The sequence below is a fragment of the Streptomyces sp. WAC03905 genome, assembly GCF_057371075.1.
Genome location: NZ_JBXYDZ010000003.1, coordinates 3821042 through 3841396, shown reverse-complemented (window position 1 = coordinate 3841396; position 20355 = coordinate 3821042). Strand labels below are relative to the sequence as shown.

General features: G+C 72.8%; 18 protein-coding genes. 7 read left to right on the top strand and 11 right to left on the bottom strand.

Features of this window, described 5'->3' with window-relative positions:
• Nucleotides 1-59: 59 nt before the first annotated feature.
• The 3 genes from AC2RP6_RS19810 to AC2RP6_RS19800 all read left to right on the top strand — a co-directional run bounded on the left by AC2RP6_RS19810 (nucleotide 60) and on the right by AC2RP6_RS19800 (nucleotide 2901).
• The gene (locus tag AC2RP6_RS19810) at nucleotides 60-518 is read left to right on the top strand and encodes an SseB family protein (protein ID WP_486447402.1); all 459 of its coding nucleotides are present in this window, start codon (nucleotides 60-62) and stop codon (nucleotides 516-518) included.
• 43 nt (nucleotides 519-561) lie between these two features.
• The gene (locus tag AC2RP6_RS19805; RefSeq protein WP_486447401.1) at nucleotides 562-1512 is read left to right on the top strand and encodes an ArsR/SmtB family transcription factor; all 951 of its coding nucleotides are present in this window, start codon (nucleotides 562-564) and stop codon (nucleotides 1510-1512) included.
• A 393-nt stretch (nucleotides 1513-1905) separates the two neighbouring features.
• Nucleotides 1906-2901 carry a pirin family protein gene (locus tag AC2RP6_RS19800; protein ID WP_486447400.1) on the top strand — a complete coding sequence of 332 codons (996 nt, stop codon included), beginning with the start codon at nucleotides 1906-1908 and terminating at the stop codon, nucleotides 2899-2901.
• Nucleotides 2902-3002: 101 nt separating this feature from the next.
• On the opposite strand, the gene AC2RP6_RS19795 is transcribed toward AC2RP6_RS19800, so the two are convergent.
• Nucleotides 3003-5165: an ATP-binding SpoIIE family protein phosphatase gene (locus AC2RP6_RS19795; RefSeq protein WP_486447399.1), complete on the bottom strand. Its 2163-nt coding sequence runs from the start codon at nucleotides 5163-5165 to the stop codon at nucleotides 3003-3005.
• 156 nt (nucleotides 5166-5321) lie between these two features.
• Here AC2RP6_RS19795 and aspS point away from each other — a divergent pair, with 156 nt between their 5' ends.
• Entirely contained in the window at nucleotides 5322-7139 is a 1818-nt protein-coding gene (gene aspS / locus AC2RP6_RS19790) for an aspartate--tRNA ligase (RefSeq protein WP_486447398.1), read from the top strand.
• 64 nt (nucleotides 7140-7203) lie between these two features.
• Here aspS and AC2RP6_RS19785 read toward each other — a convergent pair whose 3' ends face one another.
• Nucleotides 7204-8856, bottom strand: coding sequence for a VWA domain-containing protein (locus tag AC2RP6_RS19785; RefSeq protein ID WP_486447397.1), 1653 nt, complete (start codon nucleotides 8854-8856; stop codon nucleotides 7204-7206).
• Between the two features lie 294 nt (nucleotides 8857-9150).
• Between AC2RP6_RS19785 and AC2RP6_RS19780 the strand changes: the two genes are divergently transcribed.
• On the top strand, nucleotides 9151-11232 hold the full coding sequence (locus AC2RP6_RS19780) for a PhoX family protein (protein WP_486447396.1): 2082 nt from the start codon (nucleotides 9151-9153) through the stop codon (nucleotides 11230-11232).
• A 63-nt stretch (nucleotides 11233-11295) separates the two neighbouring features.
• On the opposite strand, the gene AC2RP6_RS19775 is transcribed toward AC2RP6_RS19780, so the two are convergent.
• The 4 genes from AC2RP6_RS19775 to AC2RP6_RS19760 form a co-directional block, all read right to left on the bottom strand.
• On the bottom strand, nucleotides 11296-12564 hold the full coding sequence (locus tag AC2RP6_RS19775) for a sensor histidine kinase (RefSeq protein WP_486447395.1): 1269 nt from the start codon (nucleotides 12562-12564) through the stop codon (nucleotides 11296-11298).
• Nucleotides 12552-13262, bottom strand: coding sequence for a hypothetical protein (locus AC2RP6_RS19770; protein WP_486447394.1), 711 nt, complete (start codon nucleotides 13260-13262; stop codon nucleotides 12552-12554). The genes AC2RP6_RS19775 and AC2RP6_RS19770 overlap by 13 nt, the downstream gene beginning before the upstream one ends.
• A 37-nt stretch (nucleotides 13263-13299) precedes the next feature.
• Entirely contained in the window at nucleotides 13300-15294 is a 1995-nt protein-coding gene (locus tag AC2RP6_RS19765; RefSeq protein WP_486447393.1) for an FUSC family protein, read from the bottom strand.
• A gap of 80 nt (nucleotides 15295-15374) precedes the next feature.
• Nucleotides 15375-16202 carry a hypothetical protein gene (locus AC2RP6_RS19760; RefSeq protein ID WP_486447392.1) on the bottom strand — a complete coding sequence of 276 codons (828 nt, stop codon included), beginning with the start codon at nucleotides 16200-16202 and terminating at the stop codon, nucleotides 15375-15377.
• A gap of 161 nt (nucleotides 16203-16363) precedes the next feature.
• Here AC2RP6_RS19760 and AC2RP6_RS19755 point away from each other — a divergent pair, with 161 nt between their 5' ends.
• A complete protein-coding gene (locus AC2RP6_RS19755) occupies nucleotides 16364-16768 on the top strand; it encodes a hypothetical protein (RefSeq protein WP_486447391.1) in 405 nt (134 codons plus the stop codon).
• A gap of 95 nt (nucleotides 16769-16863) precedes the next feature.
• On the opposite strand, the gene AC2RP6_RS19750 is transcribed toward AC2RP6_RS19755, so the two are convergent.
• The 4 genes from AC2RP6_RS19750 to AC2RP6_RS19735 form a co-directional block, all read right to left on the bottom strand.
• Nucleotides 16864-17025: a hypothetical protein gene (locus AC2RP6_RS19750; protein WP_486447390.1), complete on the bottom strand. Its 162-nt coding sequence runs from the start codon at nucleotides 17023-17025 to the stop codon at nucleotides 16864-16866.
• A gap of 55 nt (nucleotides 17026-17080) precedes the next feature.
• Nucleotides 17081-17461 (bottom strand): hypothetical protein, encoded by a 381-nt coding sequence (locus AC2RP6_RS19745; protein WP_486447389.1) that lies wholly within the window; start codon nucleotides 17459-17461, stop codon nucleotides 17081-17083.
• A 102-nt stretch (nucleotides 17462-17563) separates the two neighbouring features.
• A complete protein-coding gene (locus AC2RP6_RS19740; RefSeq protein WP_486447388.1) occupies nucleotides 17564-18166 on the bottom strand; it encodes a class F sortase in 603 nt (200 codons plus the stop codon).
• Nucleotides 18167-18399: 233 nt separating this feature from the next.
• Nucleotides 18400-18642: a hypothetical protein gene (locus AC2RP6_RS19735; RefSeq protein ID WP_030030486.1), complete on the bottom strand. Its 243-nt coding sequence runs from the start codon at nucleotides 18640-18642 to the stop codon at nucleotides 18400-18402.
• A gap of 180 nt (nucleotides 18643-18822) precedes the next feature.
• On the opposite strand from AC2RP6_RS19735, the gene AC2RP6_RS19730 reads away from it, so the two are divergent.
• The gene (locus AC2RP6_RS19730; RefSeq protein ID WP_486447387.1) at nucleotides 18823-19299 is read left to right on the top strand and encodes a histidine phosphatase family protein; all 477 of its coding nucleotides are present in this window, start codon (nucleotides 18823-18825) and stop codon (nucleotides 19297-19299) included.
• 84 nt (nucleotides 19300-19383) lie between these two features.
• Here the strand turns inward: AC2RP6_RS19730 and pucL are convergent, their stop codons facing one another.
• Nucleotides 19384-20301: a factor-independent urate hydroxylase gene (pucL, locus tag AC2RP6_RS19725; protein ID WP_486447386.1), complete on the bottom strand. Its 918-nt coding sequence runs from the start codon at nucleotides 20299-20301 to the stop codon at nucleotides 19384-19386.
• Between the last annotated feature and the right edge of the window lie 54 nt (nucleotides 20302-20355).

Below are 20355 nucleotides of genomic sequence, written 5' to 3'. Positions count from 1 at the left end.
CAGGGCATCGGTGGCCGGTACCGGCCGGTATGGGGGTGGGCGCTCGGTAGGGTGGCCGCATGTACGGCTATGACCAGAACCCGGGCGCCCAGCAGCAGTACGCCCCTCAGCAGCCCCCGCAGGGCTACGGGCAGGCGCCGCCGCTGTACCCGGAGCCGTCCCCTCCCTCCCTCGCGGACGCCGTACGGGCCTTCACCACGGGGTCCATGTCCGCCGAGGACTTCCAGCAGGTCTTCGCCACCTCGAAGGTCTACTGCCCGCGCGGGGAGACCCCCGGGTTCCTGGCGCTGCACAACACGCAGCAGCCGGTCATCCCCATGTTCACCACGCTCAAGGAGCTGCGCCGGTACGCCGGCAAGGAGTCCAAGTACTTCGTCATCACCGGCGCCGAAGTGATCGACCTGCTCCCGACCGGCTACGGCTTCGTCCTCGACATGGAGGGCGACCACCGGATGGTCTTCGACGCCAAGGCGGTCGAGCAGATGGTCGACTTCGCCATGCGCCGCATGTACGGCTAGACGCCGTTCCGGCCGACGTCCCCGGGGGTGGACCGTGCTGAGGGTGCACTTCACGACCGAGGACCTGCTGAACGTCACCTTCGCGAGCGAGCCGCTGCCCCTGGTGGAGACGGCGATGGCGCTCGTCGCCTGGCAGCGCCGGGACGAGCAGGCGGTTTTCGGCCGCTGGCGCGGCCGTGTCGGCAGGGAACTGCCCGACCGTGCGCTGCCGCTGCTGGACCTGCTCCGGCCGGACGGCGACAACCCCGCGTTCATGGAGCCGTACGCGCGCACGCTGGAGGAGGGTATGGCCGCCGTACGGGACGCCGCCCCCGGCCTCACGGCGGCGCAGCTCGCCCGCGCCGCGGCCCGGGCCCCCGGGCCGGACTCCTGGCTGCGCGCGCTGTGGGGCGGCGACCGTGACGCCTGGGACCAGCTCGACGGGGCCGTCCGGTCCGCGCACGAGGTGCTGGTGGCCCCGGTACGGGCCCGGATCCGGCAGTCCTTCCGGGCGGACGTCGCCTGGCGCACGCGGCTGCTGGCCACGCACGGCATCAGGGCGTGCCTGGCCAGTACGCACCCGGCGGCGGGCTGGTCGGGTGCCGTCTTCGAGGTGGACCGTCCGCCGCACTACGAGGTGCGCCTCGGCGGGCGCGGGCTGGTGCTCATGCCCTCGCCGTTCTGGACGGGCCGCCCGCTGGTGGCCGAGCACCCGGACGGGCCGTACGTCCTGCTGTACCCGGCGCTGACCCCGCTGCCGCTGACCTCCCCCGAGCCGGCGGGGAGCCCGTTGGACGCCCTGCTGGGCCGGACCCGGGCGGCGGTGCTGCAGCTGCTGGTGGAGCGGCGCACGACCAGTGAACTGGCCCGGGACCTGGCCATCAGCCTGCCCTCGGTGTCCGAGCACACCCGCACCCTGCGCGCGGCCGGCCTGATCACCACGGAGCGGGACGGCCGGGCCGTCCTGCACGCGGTGACCGGCCTCGGCGTGGACCTCCTGCACAGCGGCGTCTGACCGACGCTTCGGCCCTGCCCGAAAGGGTCGCGGGCCGGGCGCCCGCGTCGGAGCATCGGTGCGGCGGGGGCGTCCCGCCCCCGGCCGACGGGACGTGCCGGTGAGCGGGTGTGCACCGTCCCTACAACCATGCGGGCCCGAACGTGGTCTCCGACTGCGGGCCCACGGTGCAGCCGGGCGACGGCGGGCCCGAGGACCCGTCGCCCGTCAACTCCCTGTTGATCGCGTCCTCCTGGGGCGGCGCCGGGTACGGGGGTCCCGGCACCGCCCACGGACACGCAGGTCAAGGGGGGAATGGCCCCCGGGGAATGTCCCCGGGGGCCACTCTGTTCTGTGGGGTGTGGCAGAAAGTTCGAGTTTCAACTAAACTCGGATCAGAAGGAGGTCCTGACCATGCCCGCAGTGACTGTTGAGAACCCGTTGACGCTTCCGCGCGTGGCCGAGCCGCAGGCGGTCGTCCCGCGCAAGGTGCTGGCCGTCGTCTCCGCTCCGAGTGGGTTCGAGGGTGAGGGATTCCCGGTGCGGCGCGCGTTCGCCGGGATCAACTACCAGTACCTCGACCCGTTCATCATGATGGATCAGATGGGCGAGGTGGAGTACGCGCCGGGCGAGCCGAAGGGCACCCCCTGGCACCCGCACCGCGGCTTCGAGACCGTCACGTACCTGATCGACGGAACCTTCGTCCATCAGGACACCAACGGCGGCGGCGGAACCATCAACGGCGGCGACACCCAGTGGATGACCGCCGGTTCGGGCCTGCTGCACATCGAGGCCCCGCCGGAGTCCCTCGTCGTCAGCGGCGGGCTCTTCCACGGCCTCCAGCTGTGGGTGAACCTCCCGGCCTCCGACAAGATGATGCCCCCGCGCTACCAGGACATCGGCGGCGGCAAGGTCACCCTCCTGACCACCCCGGACGGCGGCGCCCTGCTCCGCGTCATCGCGGGTGAGATCGACGGCCACCAGGGTCCGGGCATCACCCACACGCCCATCACGATGATCCACGCGACCGTCGCACCGGGTGCGCAGATCACCCTGCCGTGGCGCGAGGACTTCAACGCGCTGGCGTACGTGATGGCAGGGCGCGGGGCGGTCGGCGAGGACCGCAGGCCCCTGCACACCGGGCAGACGGCCGTCTTCGGCGAGGGCGGATCGCTCACGGTGCGGGCGGACGAGTCGCAGGACTCCAACGCCCCGGACCTGGAGATCGTCCTCCTCGGCGGGCGCCCGATCCGGGAGCCGATGGCGCACTACGGGCCGTTCGTCATGAACAGCCGGCAGGAGCTCCAGCAGGCCTTCGACGACTTCCAGGCCGGCCGCCTGGGCCGCATCCCCACCACGGCCCGCACGGGCCTGGGCCACCGCGGCACGGGCGAGGCCGCGGAGGACTGACCGTCCACGGCGCCACGGCGCCACCGGCGCACCACCACGGGCCGCGCCCCCTGGCACGGGGGCGACGGCCCGTTTGCGTCGTGTCCGGGGCCGGACACCCCCTAGGCGTCCGGCCGCTTGGACTGCTCGTACAGCTCGAACCAGATCGACTTGCCCTCGCCGCGCGGGTCCACGCCCCACGCGTCGGCCAGCATCTCCGTCAGCAGGACCCCGCGGCCGCTGGACGCCATCTCGCCCGGGTGCCGCTTGTGCGGGAGCTCGTCGCTGGAGTCGGCGACCTCGACGCGCAGCCGGCGCCCGCCCAGCTCGCCGACCGCCTCCGCGACCAGCAGGGCGTCGCCGTCCGTGTGCATGAGGACGTTGGTGACCATCTCGGAGACCATCAGCACCGCCGAGTCGACCTGCTCCTCGTCGGCCCAGTCGTGCAGCAGCTCCCGGACCTGCCGACGGGCCCCGGCGATGCGTTCCGGTTCGGCCTGGGCCACGGTCAGCATGGTGCGGCGGGCCGGCCGGACCGGGTGCGGCGACGGGCTGCCGCAGCCGCAGCCCCCGCCCTCGCGGCACAGCAGGACGACGGCTATGTCGTCCTCGCGGCGGTCGGCCAGCGGGCCGGTGGTGTGGTGCGAGGACGGCCCGTGCACGGCCTGGACCAGCAGGTCGGCCAGCGTTTCCAGATGTTCCGGCTCCGGGCCGCCGGCCTCGTGCGTGTCGGCCTCCAGGACGGCGCGCAGCCGGGCCCAGCCGGTGTCCAGGTCGTGCCCGCCGGTCTCGATGAGCCCGTCGGTGCACAGCATCATCGTCTCGCCCGGCTCCAGCGTGAACCGGGTCGTCGGGTAGTCGGTGTCGGGGACGATCCCGAGGGGGAGCCCGCCGGCGGTGGGCCGCATGAGCACCGTGCCGTCGGTCATCCGCACCGCCGGGTCGGGGTGGCCGGCGCGGGCCACCTCCAGCGTTCCGGTCTCCGGGTCGCACTCCACGTACAGGCAGGTCGCGAACCGCGGGCTCTGCGCGTCCGGGTCCTCCTGCGCGCCGGACTCCTGGGTGGCGCACAGCCCGGCGAGGAAGCGGGAGGCCCGCGAGAGCACGGCGTCCGGCCGGTGCCCCTCGGAGGCGTAGGCCCGTACGGCGATCCGCAGCTGGCCCATCAGGCCGGCCGCCCGGACGTCGTGGCCCTGCACGTCGCCGATGACCAGAGCGAACCGGCCCGAAGGCAGCGGGATCATGTCGTACCAGTCGCCGCCGACCTGGAGCCCGCCGCCGGTGGGGACGTAGCGTGCGGCGATCCGCATGCCGGGGATCTCCGGGCCGAGCTGCGGCATCATCGACCGCTGCAGGCCGGTGGTGAGTTCCCGCTCGGACTCGGCCACCCCGGCCCGCTGGAGCGCCTGGGCGAGCATCCGGGCCACGGTCGTCAGGACGGACCGCTCGTCGGGGGAGAAGGACGCCGGCTGCCTGAACGCGGCCATCCAGGCGCCCATGGTCCGTCCGGCCACGATCAGTGGCAGGAAGGCCCACGACACCCGGTCGAAGCGCTGCGCGAGCGGCCACGTGGCAGGGAAGCGCCGCTTGTAGTCCTCGGGGGACGGCAGGTAGATCGCCCGGCCGGTCCGGACGACCTCGGCGGCCGGGTAGTCCGTCTCCAGCAGCATGTCCGTGAAGGGGCCCTCGTCCCCGGCGTCGTGCCCGTGGTGCCCGATGACGGACAGCCGGTCCCCGGCCACGCCGAAGACGGCGAGCCCGTCGGGGTTGAAGCCGGGCATGGACAACGAGGCGGCCACCCGCAGCACCTCCGCCGTGGAGCGGGCCTCCGCCAGCGCCCGGCCCGCGTCCAGCAGGAAGGCCTCCCGGGAGCGCCGCCAGTCGCCGGTGATGGGCGTGTGGACGGCCGTGGTGCCCGGCTGGGGTTCGGCGATCTCCTGGATGGTGCCGATCAGCTCGTAGTCCAGGGTGCCGTCGGCCGACCACCTCTCCAGGGGCTTGGATCGGCTGCGCACGGTCCGCATGACTCGGCCGTCCATGTCCATGATCCGCAGCCGTGCCTCGGCGAGGGTGCCCTCGGCGACGGCCAGGTTCACGATCCCGTTGATCTCGTTCCAGTCCACCGGGTGGAAGCGGGAACGCACGGCGACCTCGGGCAGCACCACCGGTTCGGCGGGCAGCCCGAGGAGCCGGGCGGCCTCCGCGTCGAGGGAGACCGTCCCGGAGGCGTTGTCCCATTTCCACAGACCCGTGCCGACGGCGGCCAGGACATCCTCGGTGCGCACCCGGTCATCTTTACAGGTCGCATCCGGTACGTGCCTGTTCGCACGGTGTCGGGCCCATTTGCGCAGGCGGGCGACAGTGCCCGACCCGCCGCCGTCCCGGACGGTAACCTTGGGACGGTTGAATCCACCCTGGTATCGCGTAGAACTGGATGACTGATGCATCGGTACAGGTCCCACACCTGCGGCGAGCTCCGCGCCTCTGACGTCGCCGCCGACGTCCGACTGAGCGGCTGGCTGCACAACCGTCGAGACCTGGGCGGCATCCTCTTCATCGATCTGCGCGACCACTACGGCATCACGCAGCTGGTCGCCCGCCCCGGCACCGCGGCGAACGAGGCCCTCAGCAGCGTCACCAAGGAGACCGTCGTCCGCATCGACGGCAAGGTCGTCTCCCGCGGCGCGGACAACGTCAACCCGGACCTGCCCACCGGCGAGATCGAGATCGAGGTCTCCGCGGTCGAGGTGCTCGGCGCCGCCGCCCCGCTCCCCTTCACGATCAACACCGACGACGGTGTGAACGAGGAGCGCCGCCTGGAGTACCGCTTCCTCGACCTGCGCCGCGAGCGCATGCACCGCAACATCATGCTGCGGTCGGCGGTCATCGCCTCGATCCGCTCGAAGATGGTGGCCCTCGGCTTCAACGAGATGGCGACCCCGATCCTCACCGCGACCTCCCCCGAGGGCGCCCGTGACTTCGTGGTGCCGTCCCGCCTGAACCCGGGCAAGTTCTATGCCCTGCCGCAGGCCCCGCAGCAGTTCAAGCAGCTGCTGATGATCTCCGGCTTCGACCGGTACTTCCAGATCGCGCCCTGCTTCCGCGACGAGGACGCCCGCGCCGACCGCTCGCCGGGCGAGTTCTACCAGCTCGACGTCGAGATGTCCTTCGTCGAGCAGGAGGACGTCTTCCAGCCGATCGAGCGCCTGATGACCGAGCTCTTCACGGAGTTCGGCGGCGGCCGCGAGGTCACCTCGCCGTTCCCGCGGATCCCCTTCCGCGAGTCGATGCTGAAGTACGGCAACGACAAGCCCGACCTGCGCGCCAAGCTGGAGCTCGTCGACATCACCGACGTCTTCGAGGGCTCGGAGTTCAAGGCGTTCGCCGGCAAGCACGTGCGTGCCCTGGCCGTGCCGGACACCGCCGCCCAGCCGCGGAAGTTCTTCGACGGCCTCGGCGAGTACGCGATCTCCCTCGGCGCGAAGGGCCTGGCCTGGGTCCGCGTCGGCGAGGACGGCACGCTGACCGGCCCGATCGCGAAGTTCCTCACCGAGGAGAACGTCAAGGTCCTCACCGAGCGCCTGGGCCTGGTCCCGGGCCACGCCGTGTTCTTCGGCGCGGGTGAGTTCGACGAGGTCTCCAAGATCATGGGCCCGGTCCGGGTCGAGGCCGCCAAGCGCGCCGGCCACTTCGAGGAGAACGTCTTCCGCTTCTGCTGGATCGTCGACTTCCCGATGTACGAGAAGGACGAGGAGACCGGGAAGATCGACTTCTCCCACAACCCGTTCTCCATGCCGCAGGGCGGCATGAAGGACCTGGAGGAGAAGGACCCGCTCGACATCCTGGCCTGGCAGTACGACATCGTCTGCAACGGCATCGAGCTGTCCTCCGGCGCCATCCGCAACCACGAGCCCGAGGTCATGCTGAAGGCCTTCGCGATCGCCGGCTACGAGGCGGAGACCGTCGAGCGCGAGTTCGCGGGCATGCTGCGCGCGTTCCGCCTCGGCGCCCCGCCGCACGGTGGCATCGCCCCGGGCGTGGACCGCATCGTGATGCTGCTGGCCGACGAGCCGAACATCCGCGAGACCATCGCCTTCCCGCTCAACGGCAACGCGCAGGACCTGATGATGGGCGCGCCGACGGTGCTGGAGGAGGCCCGCCTGCGTGAGCTGAACATCGCACTGCGCAAGCCGGTCGAGACGAAGGCGGCCGACGCCAAGCCGGTCACCGAGTCCGTCCACCCCGACGCGGCGCGCTGAGCGACAGCCGGACGCGGAAGGGCCCGGGGGCGGGCGATGCCCCCGGGCCCTTCCGCCGTTGTGCCTAGAAGTTCCCCAGGACGCCCTTGAGGAGGGCGGCCGAGGTCAGTTCGGCGGGGGCGGGGCCGGCGTGGAAGAAGCCGGCGTTCTCGGCGTCCAGCTTGCGCAGGAAGTCGAAGGCCTTGGAGTCGTGGTCGCCGAAGGCGACGAACTGCCAGTGGATGCCGGGGGCGGCGGTGGCGGCCTCGGTCAGTGCCTGCCGGGCGGGCTGACGGTTGTCGGGGGCGCCGTCCGTCTGGAAGACGACCAGGGCCGGGCCCTCGCCGCCGTCCTTGCGGTAGTGCTCGACGACGGCCTCGACGGCCACGTGGTAGCTGGTGCGGCCCATCCGGCCGAGCTCGGCGTGCCGGCCCTCGACCCATGAGCCGTAGTGGCTGTCGAGGGTCAGGTCGGCGGTGCCGTCCACGTCCGTGGAGAAGAACACGGTGTGCACGGTCGCCTCGTCGTCCAGGTGCGCGGCGAGGGCGAGGGCGTGGTCGGCGAGGTGCTGGGCGCTGCCGTCCTTGTAGAACCCGCGCATCGAGCCGGAGCGGTCGAGGACGAGGTAGACCTTGGCGCGGGCGCCGGCCTTCCCCTTGCCCCTGAGCACCTGCCCGGCGGCCTTGTACGCGGCCGCCACCCCGGGCGCCCGCCGCCGCACGGCGGCAGCCGCGTGAGCGGGCCCCTGAACCCCTGCCTCCGGCGCGGCGGTGACGCCCGGCTCCGTGGCGGCGGTGGTGTCCGCCTCCGGCGCGGCCTGCTCCGCGGGGACGGCCGGGGTCTCGTCCGCGGCTTGCGCCGCGGGCTCGGCCTCCGGGACATCGGTCGCGACCGGCGCGACGGCGGGTGCCTCGTCCTGAGCCTGCGGCGCGGCGGCGACGACCGGCTCGGTGGGAGCAGGGGCGCCGACCTGACCCTCGGGCTCGGCGGGCTCCGGGGCGGCGGTGATGTGCGCCTCCGGCGCGGCCTGCTCCGCGGGGACGGCCGGAGTCTCGTCCGCGGCCTGCGGCGCGGGCTCCGCGACAGTCGCGTCGGCCTGCGTCTGGGGCTCCGTGACGGCGGCGGCCCCGGCGGGCTGCGCCTGCGCCGCTGCGGGGGCGGGTGCCTCGTCCTGGGCCTCCGGCTCGGCGGGCTGCGCCTCCGCCGCTGCGGGGGCCTCGTCCTGGGTCTGCGCCTCCGCGGCGGTGGTGGTGTCCGCCTCCGGCGCGGCCTGCTCCGCGGCGACGGCCGGGGTCTCGTCCGCCGCCTGCGGCGCGACCTCGGCCTCCGGGGCATCGGTCGTGACCGGCTCGGCGACGGCGGCCTCGGCGGGCTGCGCCTGCGACGCTGCGGCGGCGGGTGCCAAGTCCTGAGCCTCCGGCTCGGCGGCGGCGGCCGGCTCGGCGGGCTGTGCCTCGGGCGCCGCGGGCTTCGCCGAGGGCGAGGGGCGGCGGGCCTCCGGGACCGTGGGGTCGGCCGCCGGGGCGGGGGCGGTCAGGACCGTGCCCGCCTCGCGGTCCCGCGTGGTCTGCGGAGGAACCGTCGGGTTGTCGAAGGACGCCGCCACCAGTTCGGCGGCGGCGTCCAGGGGGTTGCGTTCCGCCTGGTTCGGGACACCCGCCGAGGTGGCGTCCGAAGTTTCCGGAACCGGTTCCGCAGACCGTCCGAACACCTTGCGCAACAAGCTCCGAATACCCATGGGCCAGGCCTTTCGCATGAGTGCGTGCGTCATTTGTCCGTGCTGCGCGGTTGATCCCTGCCCAGAGTGGACACGTAAGGTTATCGGCCGCCCGGCTGGATCTTCGGCAGGGGCGCCTTTCGTGGCGTCCGCCTCCCAGGGGCGCGCACACCGATCCCGAACTGCCGCTCCGACGTGCCGGGTTCACCCATCGTTCATCCCCGCGCCGCCGCTTCGGCGCAACCCGGGCCTACCGTCGCGGCTGGATTGTTCCGACACGTTGTCGGCGGCCACGCAGCTACTCGGAGGACACTCGTGCGCAAGCTTCTGCCGTTCATCGGCAACCCGCATGGGAGCGGCCGTTCCGCTCTCACCTGTCGTTACCGCTGTGGCGACGCCTGCTTCCACGAGGTGCCGAACACAAGCGACAACGAGTACGCGGGCGATGTCATAGCCCGTGCCTACTCCCGCCGCTCGATGCTGCGCTCCGCCGCCGTCGTGACGGTCGCCACCGCGGCCGGTTCGGCCGTCGCGCTCAGCGGCCCGGGGCAGACCGCCAACGCGGCCCCCACCGCAGAGACCCCGGGTGCCGGCAAGGGCGGCGAGGCCGCCCGCGGCCTGCGCTTCAAGGCCGTCGCGCCGAACACCGACGACAAGGTCACCATCCCCGAGGGCCACGAGCAGAACGTGGTCATCCGCTGGGGCGACCCGATCGTCAAGGGCGCACCGGGCTTCAACGCCGACAAGCAGACCGCCGCCGCGCAAGCCGGTCAGTTCGGCTACAACAACGACTTCCTGAGCCTCCTCCCGCTCGGCGGCGACTACGAGCGCCAGCAGCTGCTCGTGGCCAACCACGAGTACACGGACGAGAACCTCATGTTCAAGGCGTACGACCCGGCCAACCCGACCCGCGAGCAGGTCGAGATCGCCTGGGCCGCGCACGGCCTGTCCGTGGTCGTCGTCCAGGAGGACCACCGCAGCGGCAAGCTGACCGCGGTCACCCGCCACCAGCTCAACCGCCGTCTGACGGCCACGAGCGAGTTCCGCATGACCGGGCCGGCCGCGGGCAGCGCTCTGCTGAAGACCTCCGTCGACACCACCGGTACGAAGGTGCTGGGCACCCTCAACAACTGCGCGGGCGGCACCACCCCGTGGGGCACCACCCTCCACGGCGAGGAGAACTTCAACCAGTACTTCGCCAACGCCGGCCAGGTCACCGACCCCACCCGGGCCGCCCGCCTGAAGCGCTACGGGATGACCACCGGTGCCACCGAGCGCAAGTGGGAGCGCTTCGACAAGCGCTTCGACGTGGCCCAGGAGCCCAACGAGTCGCACCGCTTCGGCTGGGTCGTCGAGCTGGACCCCTACGACCCCCACTCCGTCCCGCGCAAGCGCACCGCACTGGGCCGCTTCAAGCACGAGGCCGCACAGCCCCGCCTGACCGAGGACGGCCGTCCGGTCGTCTACATGGGCGACGACGAGCGCTTCGACTACTTCTACAAGTTCGTCTCGTCGAAGCAGATGAAGAAGGGCAACTCCCGCGCGGCGAAGGAGCACAACCTCACGCTGCTCGACGAAGGCACCCTCTACGTCGCCAAGCTCACCGGCGACAGCCCGGCCGCCGAGCTCGACGGCACCGGCAAGCTCCCCGCCGACGGCGAGTTCGACGGATCCGGCGTCTGGATCAAGCTGGCCACCGGCAACGTCTCGCACGTCGAGGGCATGACCGCCGAGGAGGTGTACGTCTTCACGCGCCAGGCAGCCGACAAGGTGGGCGCCACCAAGATGGACCGCCCCGAGGACGTCGAGCCCTCCCCGCGCACCGGCCGCGTCTACGTCGCGCTGACCAACAACACCGACCGCGGCAAGGCCGGCAAGGAAGGCGCCACCGAGGCCAACCCGCGCAACCTGAACAAGCACGGCCAGATCCTGGAGCTCGCCGAGAACTTCGACGACCCGGCCGGCGACGGCTTCGCCTGGCGGCTCTTCCTGGTCGCCGGTGACCCGAACGACCCGGCGACCTACTTCGCGGGCTTCCCGAAGGACAGGGTCAGCCCCATCTCCTGCCCGGACAACGTGGCTTTCGACCCGCACGGCAACCTGTGGATCTCCACCGACGGCAACCAGCTCGGCTCCCACGACGGCCTGTTCGGCGTCGCGACGGCCGGTGAGCGCCGCGGCGAGCTCAAGCAGTTCCTGACCGTGCCGCGCGGCGCCGAGACCTGCGGCCCGCTGATCCAGGACAAGCGCGTCCTGGTCTCCGTCCAGCACCCGGGCGAGATCGACGGCGCGTCCGTCGAGAAGCCCCAGTCGGTGTGGCCCGACGGCCCCGGCAGGATCGTCCGTCCGGCCGTCGTCTCGGTCTGGCGCAAGGACGGCAAGAACATCGGCGTCTGATTCCCTGCGCCGAGCAGATGTTTCATGTGAAACACACATCGCGTGCAGCGTCTGCCCGGCGCGTCAGCTTCCCTCCGGCAGCCGTCCGACGGGAAGCCTGAGCGTCGTCAGCGCACCCCCGTCCGGGGCGTTGGCGAAGCTCAGGTCGATGTCCAGGACGGCTGCCTGGCCCGCCACGATCGTGAGTCCCAGCCCGTGGCCCCGCCCGCGTCCGGGGTCTCCTGTGCGGAAGCGCTGGGGACCCTGCTCGATCAGTTCGGTCGGATAGCCGGGCCCGTGGTCGCGTACCGTCACCACGGGGCCCTCGACGGTCACCTCGATGGGTGGCCGGCCGTGTTTGTGCGCGTTGACCAGCAGGTTCGTCAGGATCCGGTCGAGGCGCCGCCGGTCGGTGAGCACCGCGGCGTCCCTGATCACCCGTACCGAGACGGCGGGACCCGCTCCGGAGACGGCCCGTTCCACCGCCCGCCCCAGTTCCACCGGGGCGAGGTCGGCCCGCTCCACGCCCGATTCCAGGCGGGAGATCTCCAGCAGGTCCTCGGTCAGCAGGTGCAGGGCCTTCAGCCGGTCGTTGATCATTTCCTTGGGGCGGCCCTCGGGCAGCAGCGCCGCCGCGGCCAGCGACCCGGTGAGGGGGGTGCGCAGCTCGTGCGCCACGTCCGCCGTGAAGCGCTTCTCGGCCTCCAGCCGTTCCTGGAGCGACCCGGCCATGAGGTCCAGCGCCTGCGCCACGTCCCGTACCTCGTCCCGGTCCCGGGAGCGGCGGCCCGAGCGCCGCTCGTCGGCGCGGGAGGGGAAGCCCACCCGCGCGTCCAGGTCCCCGGCGCTGATCCGGCGGGCCACGGCGGCGGTCGTCGCGAGGCGGCGGCTGATCCGGTCGGCGAGGAACAGGCCGGCCAGCGCGACCACGCCGGCTGCCAGCGCGGCGGAGGCGAGGATCGCGGTGTCGATGTCCCGCAGCCGGTTGCGGGTGCCCTCGAACGGGATCCAGACGGCGAGGGCCCGCTGGTCGGCGGGGGCCGCGGCCCACATGACGGGCTTGCCGTCGAACGTCCCGACCATGCTTCCGGTGTCGCCGCGGGCCACGAGGTCGCGCAGCGGGCGTGGCAGCTGGGTCGGGGCGAGGACGATGTTCACGTCGCCGTGCGTGGTGCCGTACTCGTAGTGGCTGAGGGCGTGCTCCAGGGCCGCGTCCGCGTCCTTGCGGACCTCGCCGACGATCTGCCGGGCGACGACGTTGTGCACCAGGACCCCGAGTGCGGCGGCCACCATGCAGCACACCGCCGTGGTGGTCAGCGCGATCTTCCAGCGCAGGCTGCTCAGCGCGTGCATCGGCGTGCGTCCGGGCCGAGCGGGACACCGGTGAGGGACGCGCAGTCGTCGAGAGTGAGCTGGCTCAGGTTCATGATCCCGGCCTTGGAGTCCCACACGTAGTCGGAGACGGCGTAGTAGGCGGGGTTCGACGTCGGTTCGCGGACGGCCAGGTGTTCCGCGGCGACCTCCACCCCCTCCAGTACCGCCCGCCGGGACAGGATCCGGGCGATCCGCCCGTCGTCCTGGACGGTGTAGACGCGCAGCTCGCTGAGCCGGCCGTCGAGGTCCAGGGCGGTGATCAGCTCCTCCCGGCCGTTGCCGGTCAGGTCGTGGTAGACCGCGGGGCGCACCGGGCAGTCGGGGCCGCCGTCCACAGCCTGTGTGCAGAGCGCGACGCGCTGGACGGCCCGGGGGTCGACGAGCAGGCCCGTACCGCGGTCCTGTTCCGTGGCGGAGGTGACGTCGGCGCGTACGACGCTCACCGGGTTCACCTCGCGCAGGTGCAGGTCGGGGACCTTGGGCAGGTCCGGGACGACGGCGGCCGTGCCCGGCCTCTGGGCCGCGTCGGGCGGGTCGGGCCGGATGTCCTGCCACAGGCTCTGCGGGGCGTGCACCGTGCCGAGGTCGCCTTCGTTCTGGAGCCCTTCCACGTCGGCGCACCCCGCCAGGGCCAGGGCCAGGACGAGGACCGTGACGGCGGCCGGTGCGCGGTACATGCTCCGATGCTCCCCCGTTCGGTCCGGTGCGGCCCGGTCAGCGCTCCGGCTGGGTGATGCCGCGGGCCGCCGCGAGTTCCTGGTGCACGGGTGCCAGGACGCCGGAATCCTCGCCCTCCGGTTCCCCTTCGCCCAGGACCGGGGTGGTGCTGCTGCGGACGCGGACGGCCAGGTCCCGCAGTTGCCGGGCGATCGCCGCCACTTCCTCGGGTGCCGGGGGCGGGGCGCCGTGGTTGACGCGGACCCGGGCGGCGGTGACGGCGTCCACGATGCGTTCGACGGCGACGACCAGCGGCCACCAGGCGGCCGCGCGGGTGCCGGTCGGCGGCGGTTCGGTCAGGGCCCGCTGGAATTCGCTGCGGACGCCCGACAGGTCGCGGTAGAGCCGCCGCCGGGCCTGGAGGCGGCCGGTCCGGGCGGCCGCGAGCGCCGCGTCGTCCGCGGCCGGTGCGAAGGCGCGTTCCACGTAGCGGGCGGCGTCGTCCACGGTGTCGGCGAGCCGGTCCCCGATCCGGGTGTGCCAGCTCTCGGGCCACAGCAGGTACCCGGCGATCAGGGTGATGGCGCAGCCGATCAGGCTGTCGAGCAGGCGGGGGCGGATCAGGTCGAAGCCCTGGTGGTTGAGCAGGTCCGAGAGCAGCAGGATCACCGGGGTGATCGCGGCGGTCTGGAAGGCGTACCCCTTGGCGGAGAAGACCGGGATCAGCGCCCCGAGGACCATCATCACCGGCACGTCCCACCAGCCGCGCGGTACCTCGGAGAGTACGGCGGCCGCCACGACCAGTCCGAGGGCGGTGCCGAGCGCGCGCAGCAGGGCCCGCGAGAACACCGAGCCGAAGTCCGGCTTGAGGACGAAGGTGACGGTCAGCGCGACCCAGTAGGACCGTTCGATCTCGACGACCGACACGAGGGACTGGGCGAGGCCCACGCACAGCGCGAGCCGCAGTCCGTAGCGCCAGGACGTCCCGGACATCATCATGTCGCGCACCGCCCGGCGGGCGCGGACCCGCAGCGCGGCGGGCCGGCCGAGGCGGTCGTCGACGTTGTAAGGGTCCGGTTCTGCCAGGTGCACGATGGTCGCGGCGTGCCGCAGCGCCGCGTCGAGGGCCCGTTCGGCGGGGGTGCGGGCGGGGGGCAGGTCCAGTACGGGCGCCTCGGTGCGGCCCTCCTCGACGGCGGTCGCCAGCTCCCGTACGGCCGCGGGGATCCCGGGCGGCAGCGGCCGACCGCGCAGGTGGGCGGCGGGCGCGGCCTCCACCAGCGGGATCACCACGTTGAGCTGGGACAGCATGCGGACGAGGGACGGGCTGCGGCCGTGCACCCGGGCCCGGCGGCCCAGGATCAGGTCGTAGGCCTGGTTGAGTTCCCGGGTGACCCGGCGGCGCCGCTCGTCGTAGAGGTCGCTCGGGCCGCCGGCGGCTTCCAGGGTGTCCGCCAGGGCCCGGTAGGCGGCGGCGACCGCGGCCCGTTCGGGCCGGCGGCCGCGCAGGGGCCATCCCAGGAGGGTGAGGGCGAGGACGAAGAGTCCGCCCGCGCCCAGCAGCAGCGGGGCCGTCCACCAGGGCTGCGGCATCGGGAGCCCGGCGCCGACCACGGCGTTGAGCAGGAGCAGCAGTCCGGACACGGAGGCGACCGTGCCGATGGAGGAGATCATCCCGGAGACGAGGGCGATCAGGGTGAGCACGCCGACGGCCACCCAGCCGTGGCCGTAGACCAGCGTGCCGAGGGTCACCCCGACGGCGCCGAAGAGCTGCGGGACGGCGATGTTGAGGACGCGCATCCGGTAGGCGTCGGCCGTGTCGCCGATGACCCCGGACAGGGCGCCCATGGAGGCGAGCGCGCCGTACTCGGGCTCGTTCAGGGCGAAGCCGACGGCGAGCGGGACGGACAGCGCGACCGCGGCTCGTCCCGCGGCGGCCCAGGGGACCGGAGCGGTGGTCGGCTTCAGACCCCGGAGCAGCCAGGCGGGCGGGGCCAGCGGGTGGTGCCGGGGGCGCCGCGACGATATGTGTTCGGTGCGTTCGGTGCTCATTCCCGCTTCCGTGCCGCCGCTCGCGATTCGGTTCTTCTGCGTTCTTCTGCGCCGTTCTGCGCGTGTTGTACCTTCCGAGCTTATGGGGTGCGGCGCAGTCGTCCCGTCACCCATGCCGCGAGGGCCGCCGCGAGCCCGATCAGCAGCACGACCCAGGCGGTGGTGCGCAGGAACGCGGTGAGGGCGTCGTACACCGCGCCGGCCGCGGCGCGGTCGATGTCGGCCGGCAGGTCGTCCAGCGTGAGGCGGCGGCACACCTCCACCGTGATCCACAGCAGTACGGCCCCGACTGCCAGTCCCAGGCCGGTGGCGATGACGGCGCGCCGCCGGCGGACGGCGACCGCGACGGCCGACACGGCCAGGAGCAGGGTCAGTACGGGGAGCCAGACGCCGGCGATCTGGAGCATGCGGAACCCCTTCCGGAGAGCGCCGAGGTTGTCGTACTCCATGACCTCCACCGACAGCCGGGTCACCGGGATGCGGTCCGCGAAGGGCACCTCGTCGGCGACGAGTTCGCTCTTGATCTGGGCGACGACGGGCGCGAGGTCGATGGTGACGGCGTTGCCGTGACCGGTGGTGAGGGCGTCGAGGAAGGCGGCGTGGGCGGCGCGGTTGGCCGCGTCCCAGGCCGTCCGGTAGGCGGGGGTGTCGGCGAAGGAGTGCAGTGCCTCGCCGAGCAGGGCGTCCACTCCGGCCTGGAAGGGGCCCGCGTCGATCTGCCCGGTGAGGGCGCGGGCGGTGTGGGTGACGACGACCTCCTGCACCGCCGGGTTCTCGGCGAGCGGCGACATGGCCGCGGTGTAGCGGCCGGCGTCGCCCAGGTCGCGGTCGGCCCAGTACGCGACGGCGCCGGCGGGCACCATGAGGGCCACGAGCACGATGAGTACCGCCGACAGGATGGTGCGCACGTCACCAGGGAAAGCGGCGACGGGCCGGGGCGCGAGCGGTGTTGCTGCGGGCGGGTGGCCGACCGTGCGAAGCCGTGGCGGCCCGCACGCCCTGACCGCTGATCCACTTGCCGGTCCCCGGCGGCGGGTGTGCCCTGGATGATGGGAGAGAGGAGCCCGTCATGGCACATGCGGCACCCGCTGCCCCGCGGCAGCACCGACAGATGGCGGACATGGCCCACCTGAGCAAGGGCGCCTACGTGCGGCCACTGCTCCTCGGACTCGTCTACGGCGTCTGGTGCGCCTTCATCGAGCGCCAGGAAGGACCGGTGACCGTCGCCAACGTCTTCTACGGGATCCTGTGCGGCGTGATCTTCGCCGGGATCATGTTCGCGCTGGCCAGGATCGGCCCGCGGATGATGCGCGAGGTCCACGCCGCCGCCTACGGGGCCTTCGGCGGTATCGCGGTGGGCTATCTGCACAGCCTCACCGACGAATCGATCCTGAAGTCCGTCGTGATCGGCCTGGCGGTCGCCGTGGGCGTCGGCGCGACCGCCTTCTACCGCTACTACACGCACGAGGACTGAGCGCGGGCGCCCGCCCGGTACGCGCAGGGGCGCCGGCTCCGCCGCCCGTGAGCGGGACGGGGGAGCCGGCGCCCCTCGCTGCGTGCCGGCCGGTCCTACGCGGCCGGGGTCCGCTGCGGATCACCCTCGTCCTCGACGGACGACGGGGCCGGGGTCTTCGGCGGAGTGCTGGGCTCGGCCTGGCGCACGGGCGGCGCGAAGCGGGAGACCTCGGCACGGAGCATGGCGTTCAGGGCGGCGTACGGGTCGATGGGCATGCGGAACCTCACGGTGCTCAGGGGGGTGTGGGGATGCGCCGGGGACTCGGTCCGCTCAGCAGCGCAAAACCACACTCCGCACCGTCCGCAGGGCCGGGGCGGGCTCGGCCGCCGCTCCCGCACGCGGCCCGCACCCCGGGGCATCGCCCTGTTTCACGTGAAACACCGCGAGCGGCGTCCGCGGTACGCCGTGGAGCCCGCGTGCGGGTGCCCGTACGGCCGCGCGGGCCTCGGGGCCGGCGGCCGGATCGGAGGAGCCCTCGGTGGGTTCACCGGGCTCGGCGGGAGCCATGGGCTCGGCTGGTGCCGAGGAGGCCGGGCGGTGCTCGGCGGCGGCCGCGCCGGCCGGACCGGCACCGAACACGCACAGCAGCACGACGCAGGCCGCGGTGAGCGCCCTCGTCAGTGCCGTGCGTGCGTGTCGCCTCCAGGTCATGCGAGGGGTCTGCCCCGCCACACCGGGCGACTCCCGGACGGACCCCCAGAAGCAGCCGACCGGGGGACGAAGACACACCACACGGCTGACAGTCCGCCAGTGTCAACTGCTGCTGCGGTGTCCCGTCAGCCTCGCCAGCACGGCGGTCTCGCCGCCGATCACGCGCAGTTGGGCCCGGCCGGGCAGGTCATCGCGTCCGGAAGCCCTGCCGGGCGAGACCCCGACGACGGTGAACACGGCCGTACGCCGGTCCGCGCGCGGGATCTCGATGGTCCGGCCCCGCCGCAACTCCCCCAGCCGCAGACCGCTTCCGGTGACCACCGCGGTGCCGGCCGCTCCGGGCGCCGGCCCCGCCGAGTCCCAGGACGCCTGCTCGTCCTCCCCGCCGAACGGCACGTCGACGCCCAGGCTCGGGATGCGCAACCGCAGGGGCCGCGCGGCCCGCAGGGGCCCCGAGACGGTCCTCAGCGGCCCCGCGGCGATCCTGTGCGGCCGGGCCACCTCACCGGGACGGTTCCCGCCGGACTGCTCCAGCTCCCGGACGAGACGGCGATGGCCGGACAGCCCCAGCGCCCGTGAGGGCAGCGCGTCGTCGGTGGTCGCCGCTGCGGCCGGCGCCGCCCCCTCCGTCCGCTGCAACGCCACGACGGTGGTGACCAGCAGAGCCACCGTCAGAGAGGCGACCACCCACTTGGCGCGGGGCATGGGATTCCCTCCTGTCCGGCTCGTGCGGCCGGGTCATGTGAGCAGTGGACACTTCCTCTGCCCATCGGCACACCGTGCAACACGGAGGACTGACACGGAGTCACGGGCGTGTCCCCGCACGATCGGGGAGTCTTCGCAGCTCGCGCCGGTCCGGGCCGCCGGCCGCCGGGCCCGGCGCGGATACGCCCGAACGGGTGAGGGGCCGACGGCACCGCGAGCCCCGGCCCGCGGGGTCACATGACGACGGCCGCGGTGCCCGCCCCCATGGCCACGGCGGCCAGGTGCACCGCCGGGTGGCCGTAGTCGCCGTACCAGAGGTGGCGGGCGAGGCCGCCCAGTGCGGCCAGGGCGGCGATGATGCCGATCTGGCCGAACAGCGTGACGGCGCAGCAGGGAGCCAGGAGCAGCAGGAAGGAATTCAGCCAGAAGGGTGCGGCACCCGTCCAGCCCCGCCATTCCCTGATCGCCGTCGCCATGGACTATCGACCCCTTCATCATCAACTCGTCGGCTGCACAGCCTCCTTGGGTGAACGGGTGGGCACAAGGGCCCGGTCGGCTAGAAAACCGGGGGCCAGGCCGAAAGTCGTCCCCGCCCGGTCCGGACGGCCGGGGGCGCCCGGGGAGGTCCGGCAACCGACCGGGCTTACGCTCCCCCCATGAAGAGTCAGTCGGTGCGCCTCCTCCTCGTGCGCCCCCCGCTGGACACGGCCGCCCGCCAGGGCCGCTTCGGTCACGCACCGCCCTGCCCCGGGTACGACGGCCTGCGCGGTCTGGACACGGGAGAGTGGGCCGGACGCACCCTGGACGAGGTGGCGGCCGAGGCCCCGCAGGACCTGAACGCCTGGCTGACGGACCCCGCCTGGGCGCCGCCGGGCGGGGAGTCCCTGGACGCGCTGATCGCCCGCGTCGGGGCGGAGCTGGCCGGCCTGGCTCCGGGCACGCACCGGGCCGAGGTCGAGCAGGCCGTCGTACGGGCGGCCGTGGTGCACGCCCTGGAGCTGCCCGCGGCGGCCTTCTGGCGCCTCGACGTACGCCCGGAGTCGGTGACGACCCTGACCGGGCGGGCCGGGCGCTGGAACCTCCTCGTCGGCCGGGCGCAGGACGAGCTGCCGGGGCCCGGGAGGACGGCGTAGCGGGAGGGCGGCCACGGGAACGGGCCCGCACCCCGCGACGCGGTGCGGGCCCGGCTCACGACGGCGCGTGCTGCCGGACGCGTCCTACGCCACGATCCAGTCGGACGTCGCGATCACGGGCCGCACGCCGTCACGGTGGATGGTGCCCTCGATCAGGCCGTACATGCGGTCCGCCGCGAAGTAGACCTCGTTGTCGTTCTTGAGGCCGAAGGGCTCCAGGTCGACGAGGAAGTGGTGCTTGTTGGGCAGGTTGAGCCGCACCTCGTTGACCTTGGGGCAGTTGTCGAGCACGCGCTCGGCCATCTGGTTCAGGGTCTGCTGGAGCGAGTAGGAGTACGTCTCCGCGAAGGCTTCCAGCATGTGCTTGCGGACCTTCTTGTACGACTGGTCCCAGTCGTGGCCGGGGTCGTCGGCGGCCAGCGCCGAGTGCGCCCAGCGTGCGGTGACCTTGGTCGCCAGGATGCGGTCGTACGCCTCCTTGAGCGTCGTGTACTTGTCCTTGATGTACCCGTGGAACTCGGAGTTCGTCGAGTTCATCACCGTCAGGTCCTTCAGGCCCGAGATGACCTGCAGCCCCGTCGTCTCGCTGTAGGTGACCTGCGCGGTGCGCACCTCCTGGCCCTTGAGGACGAAGGAGTGCTGCTCCTTGCGCGTCGGGACCGGGATGCGCTCCCAGGCGAATTCCTCGATGCGGATCTGGGCCTCGCGGATCGGCGCCTGCGAGGAGACGAAGTGCTTGGCGAGCAGGATGCCGAAGGCCTCCGGGGACTCGATGCCGTGTTCCTTGCCGAAGGCGTACACCGTGTTCTTGGTGGTGTCGGTCGGCAGGCAGTTGGCGTTGTCGCCGGTCAGGTGGACGTCGCGGAACTCACCGCGGAGCGCCACCGAGACGTTGAGGTCGCGGATCTCGTGCCAGGAACCGTCGTTGCCCTTGCGGGTGACCTTCACGATGCGGTTCTCGGCCTTGCCGTACTGGTTCTGTGCCAGGACGTGCTTGCTCATGCTGTCTTCCTTCGGGTACTCGGGAACACGGAGTCCGTACTTCTGGATCCCGTA

What these genes read in the sequence shown, in the direction of transcription:
- AC2RP6_RS19755 (WP_486447391.1), top strand. Translation starts at nt 16,364, where the DNA reads ATGGCACATGCGGCACCCGCTGCCCCGCGGCAGCACCGACAGATGGCG.
- AC2RP6_RS19770 (WP_486447394.1), bottom strand. Translation starts at nt 13,262, where the DNA reads ATGTACCGCGCACCGGCCGCCGTCACGGTCCTCGTCCTGGCCCTGGCC.
- aspS (WP_486447398.1), top strand. Translation starts at nt 5,322, where the DNA reads ATGCATCGGTACAGGTCCCACACCTGCGGCGAGCTCCGCGCCTCTGAC.
- AC2RP6_RS19775 (WP_486447395.1), bottom strand. Translation starts at nt 12,564, where the DNA reads ATGCACGCGCTGAGCAGCCTGCGCTGGAAGATCGCGCTGACCACCACG.
- AC2RP6_RS19765 (WP_486447393.1), bottom strand. Translation starts at nt 15,294, where the DNA reads ATGAGCACCGAACGCACCGAACACATATCGTCGCGGCGCCCCCGGCAC.
- pucL (WP_486447386.1), bottom strand. Translation starts at nt 20,301, where the DNA reads ATGAGCAAGCACGTCCTGGCACAGAACCAGTACGGCAAGGCCGAGAAC.
- AC2RP6_RS19735 (WP_030030486.1), bottom strand. Translation starts at nt 18,642, where the DNA reads ATGGCGACGGCGATCAGGGAATGGCGGGGCTGGACGGGTGCCGCACCC.
- AC2RP6_RS19745 (WP_486447389.1), bottom strand. Translation starts at nt 17,461, where the DNA reads ATGACCTGGAGGCGACACGCACGCACGGCACTGACGAGGGCGCTCACC.
- AC2RP6_RS19800 (WP_486447400.1), top strand. Translation starts at nt 1,906, where the DNA reads ATGCCCGCAGTGACTGTTGAGAACCCGTTGACGCTTCCGCGCGTGGCC.
- AC2RP6_RS19810 (WP_486447402.1), top strand. Translation starts at nt 60, where the DNA reads ATGTACGGCTATGACCAGAACCCGGGCGCCCAGCAGCAGTACGCCCCT.
- AC2RP6_RS19740 (WP_486447388.1), bottom strand. Translation starts at nt 18,166, where the DNA reads ATGCCCCGCGCCAAGTGGGTGGTCGCCTCTCTGACGGTGGCTCTGCTG.
- AC2RP6_RS19785 (WP_486447397.1), bottom strand. Translation starts at nt 8,856, where the DNA reads ATGGGTATTCGGAGCTTGTTGCGCAAGGTGTTCGGACGGTCTGCGGAA.
- AC2RP6_RS19730 (WP_486447387.1), top strand. Translation starts at nt 18,823, where the DNA reads ATGAAGAGTCAGTCGGTGCGCCTCCTCCTCGTGCGCCCCCCGCTGGAC.
- AC2RP6_RS19750 (WP_486447390.1), bottom strand. Translation starts at nt 17,025, where the DNA reads ATGCCCATCGACCCGTACGCCGCCCTGAACGCCATGCTCCGTGCCGAG.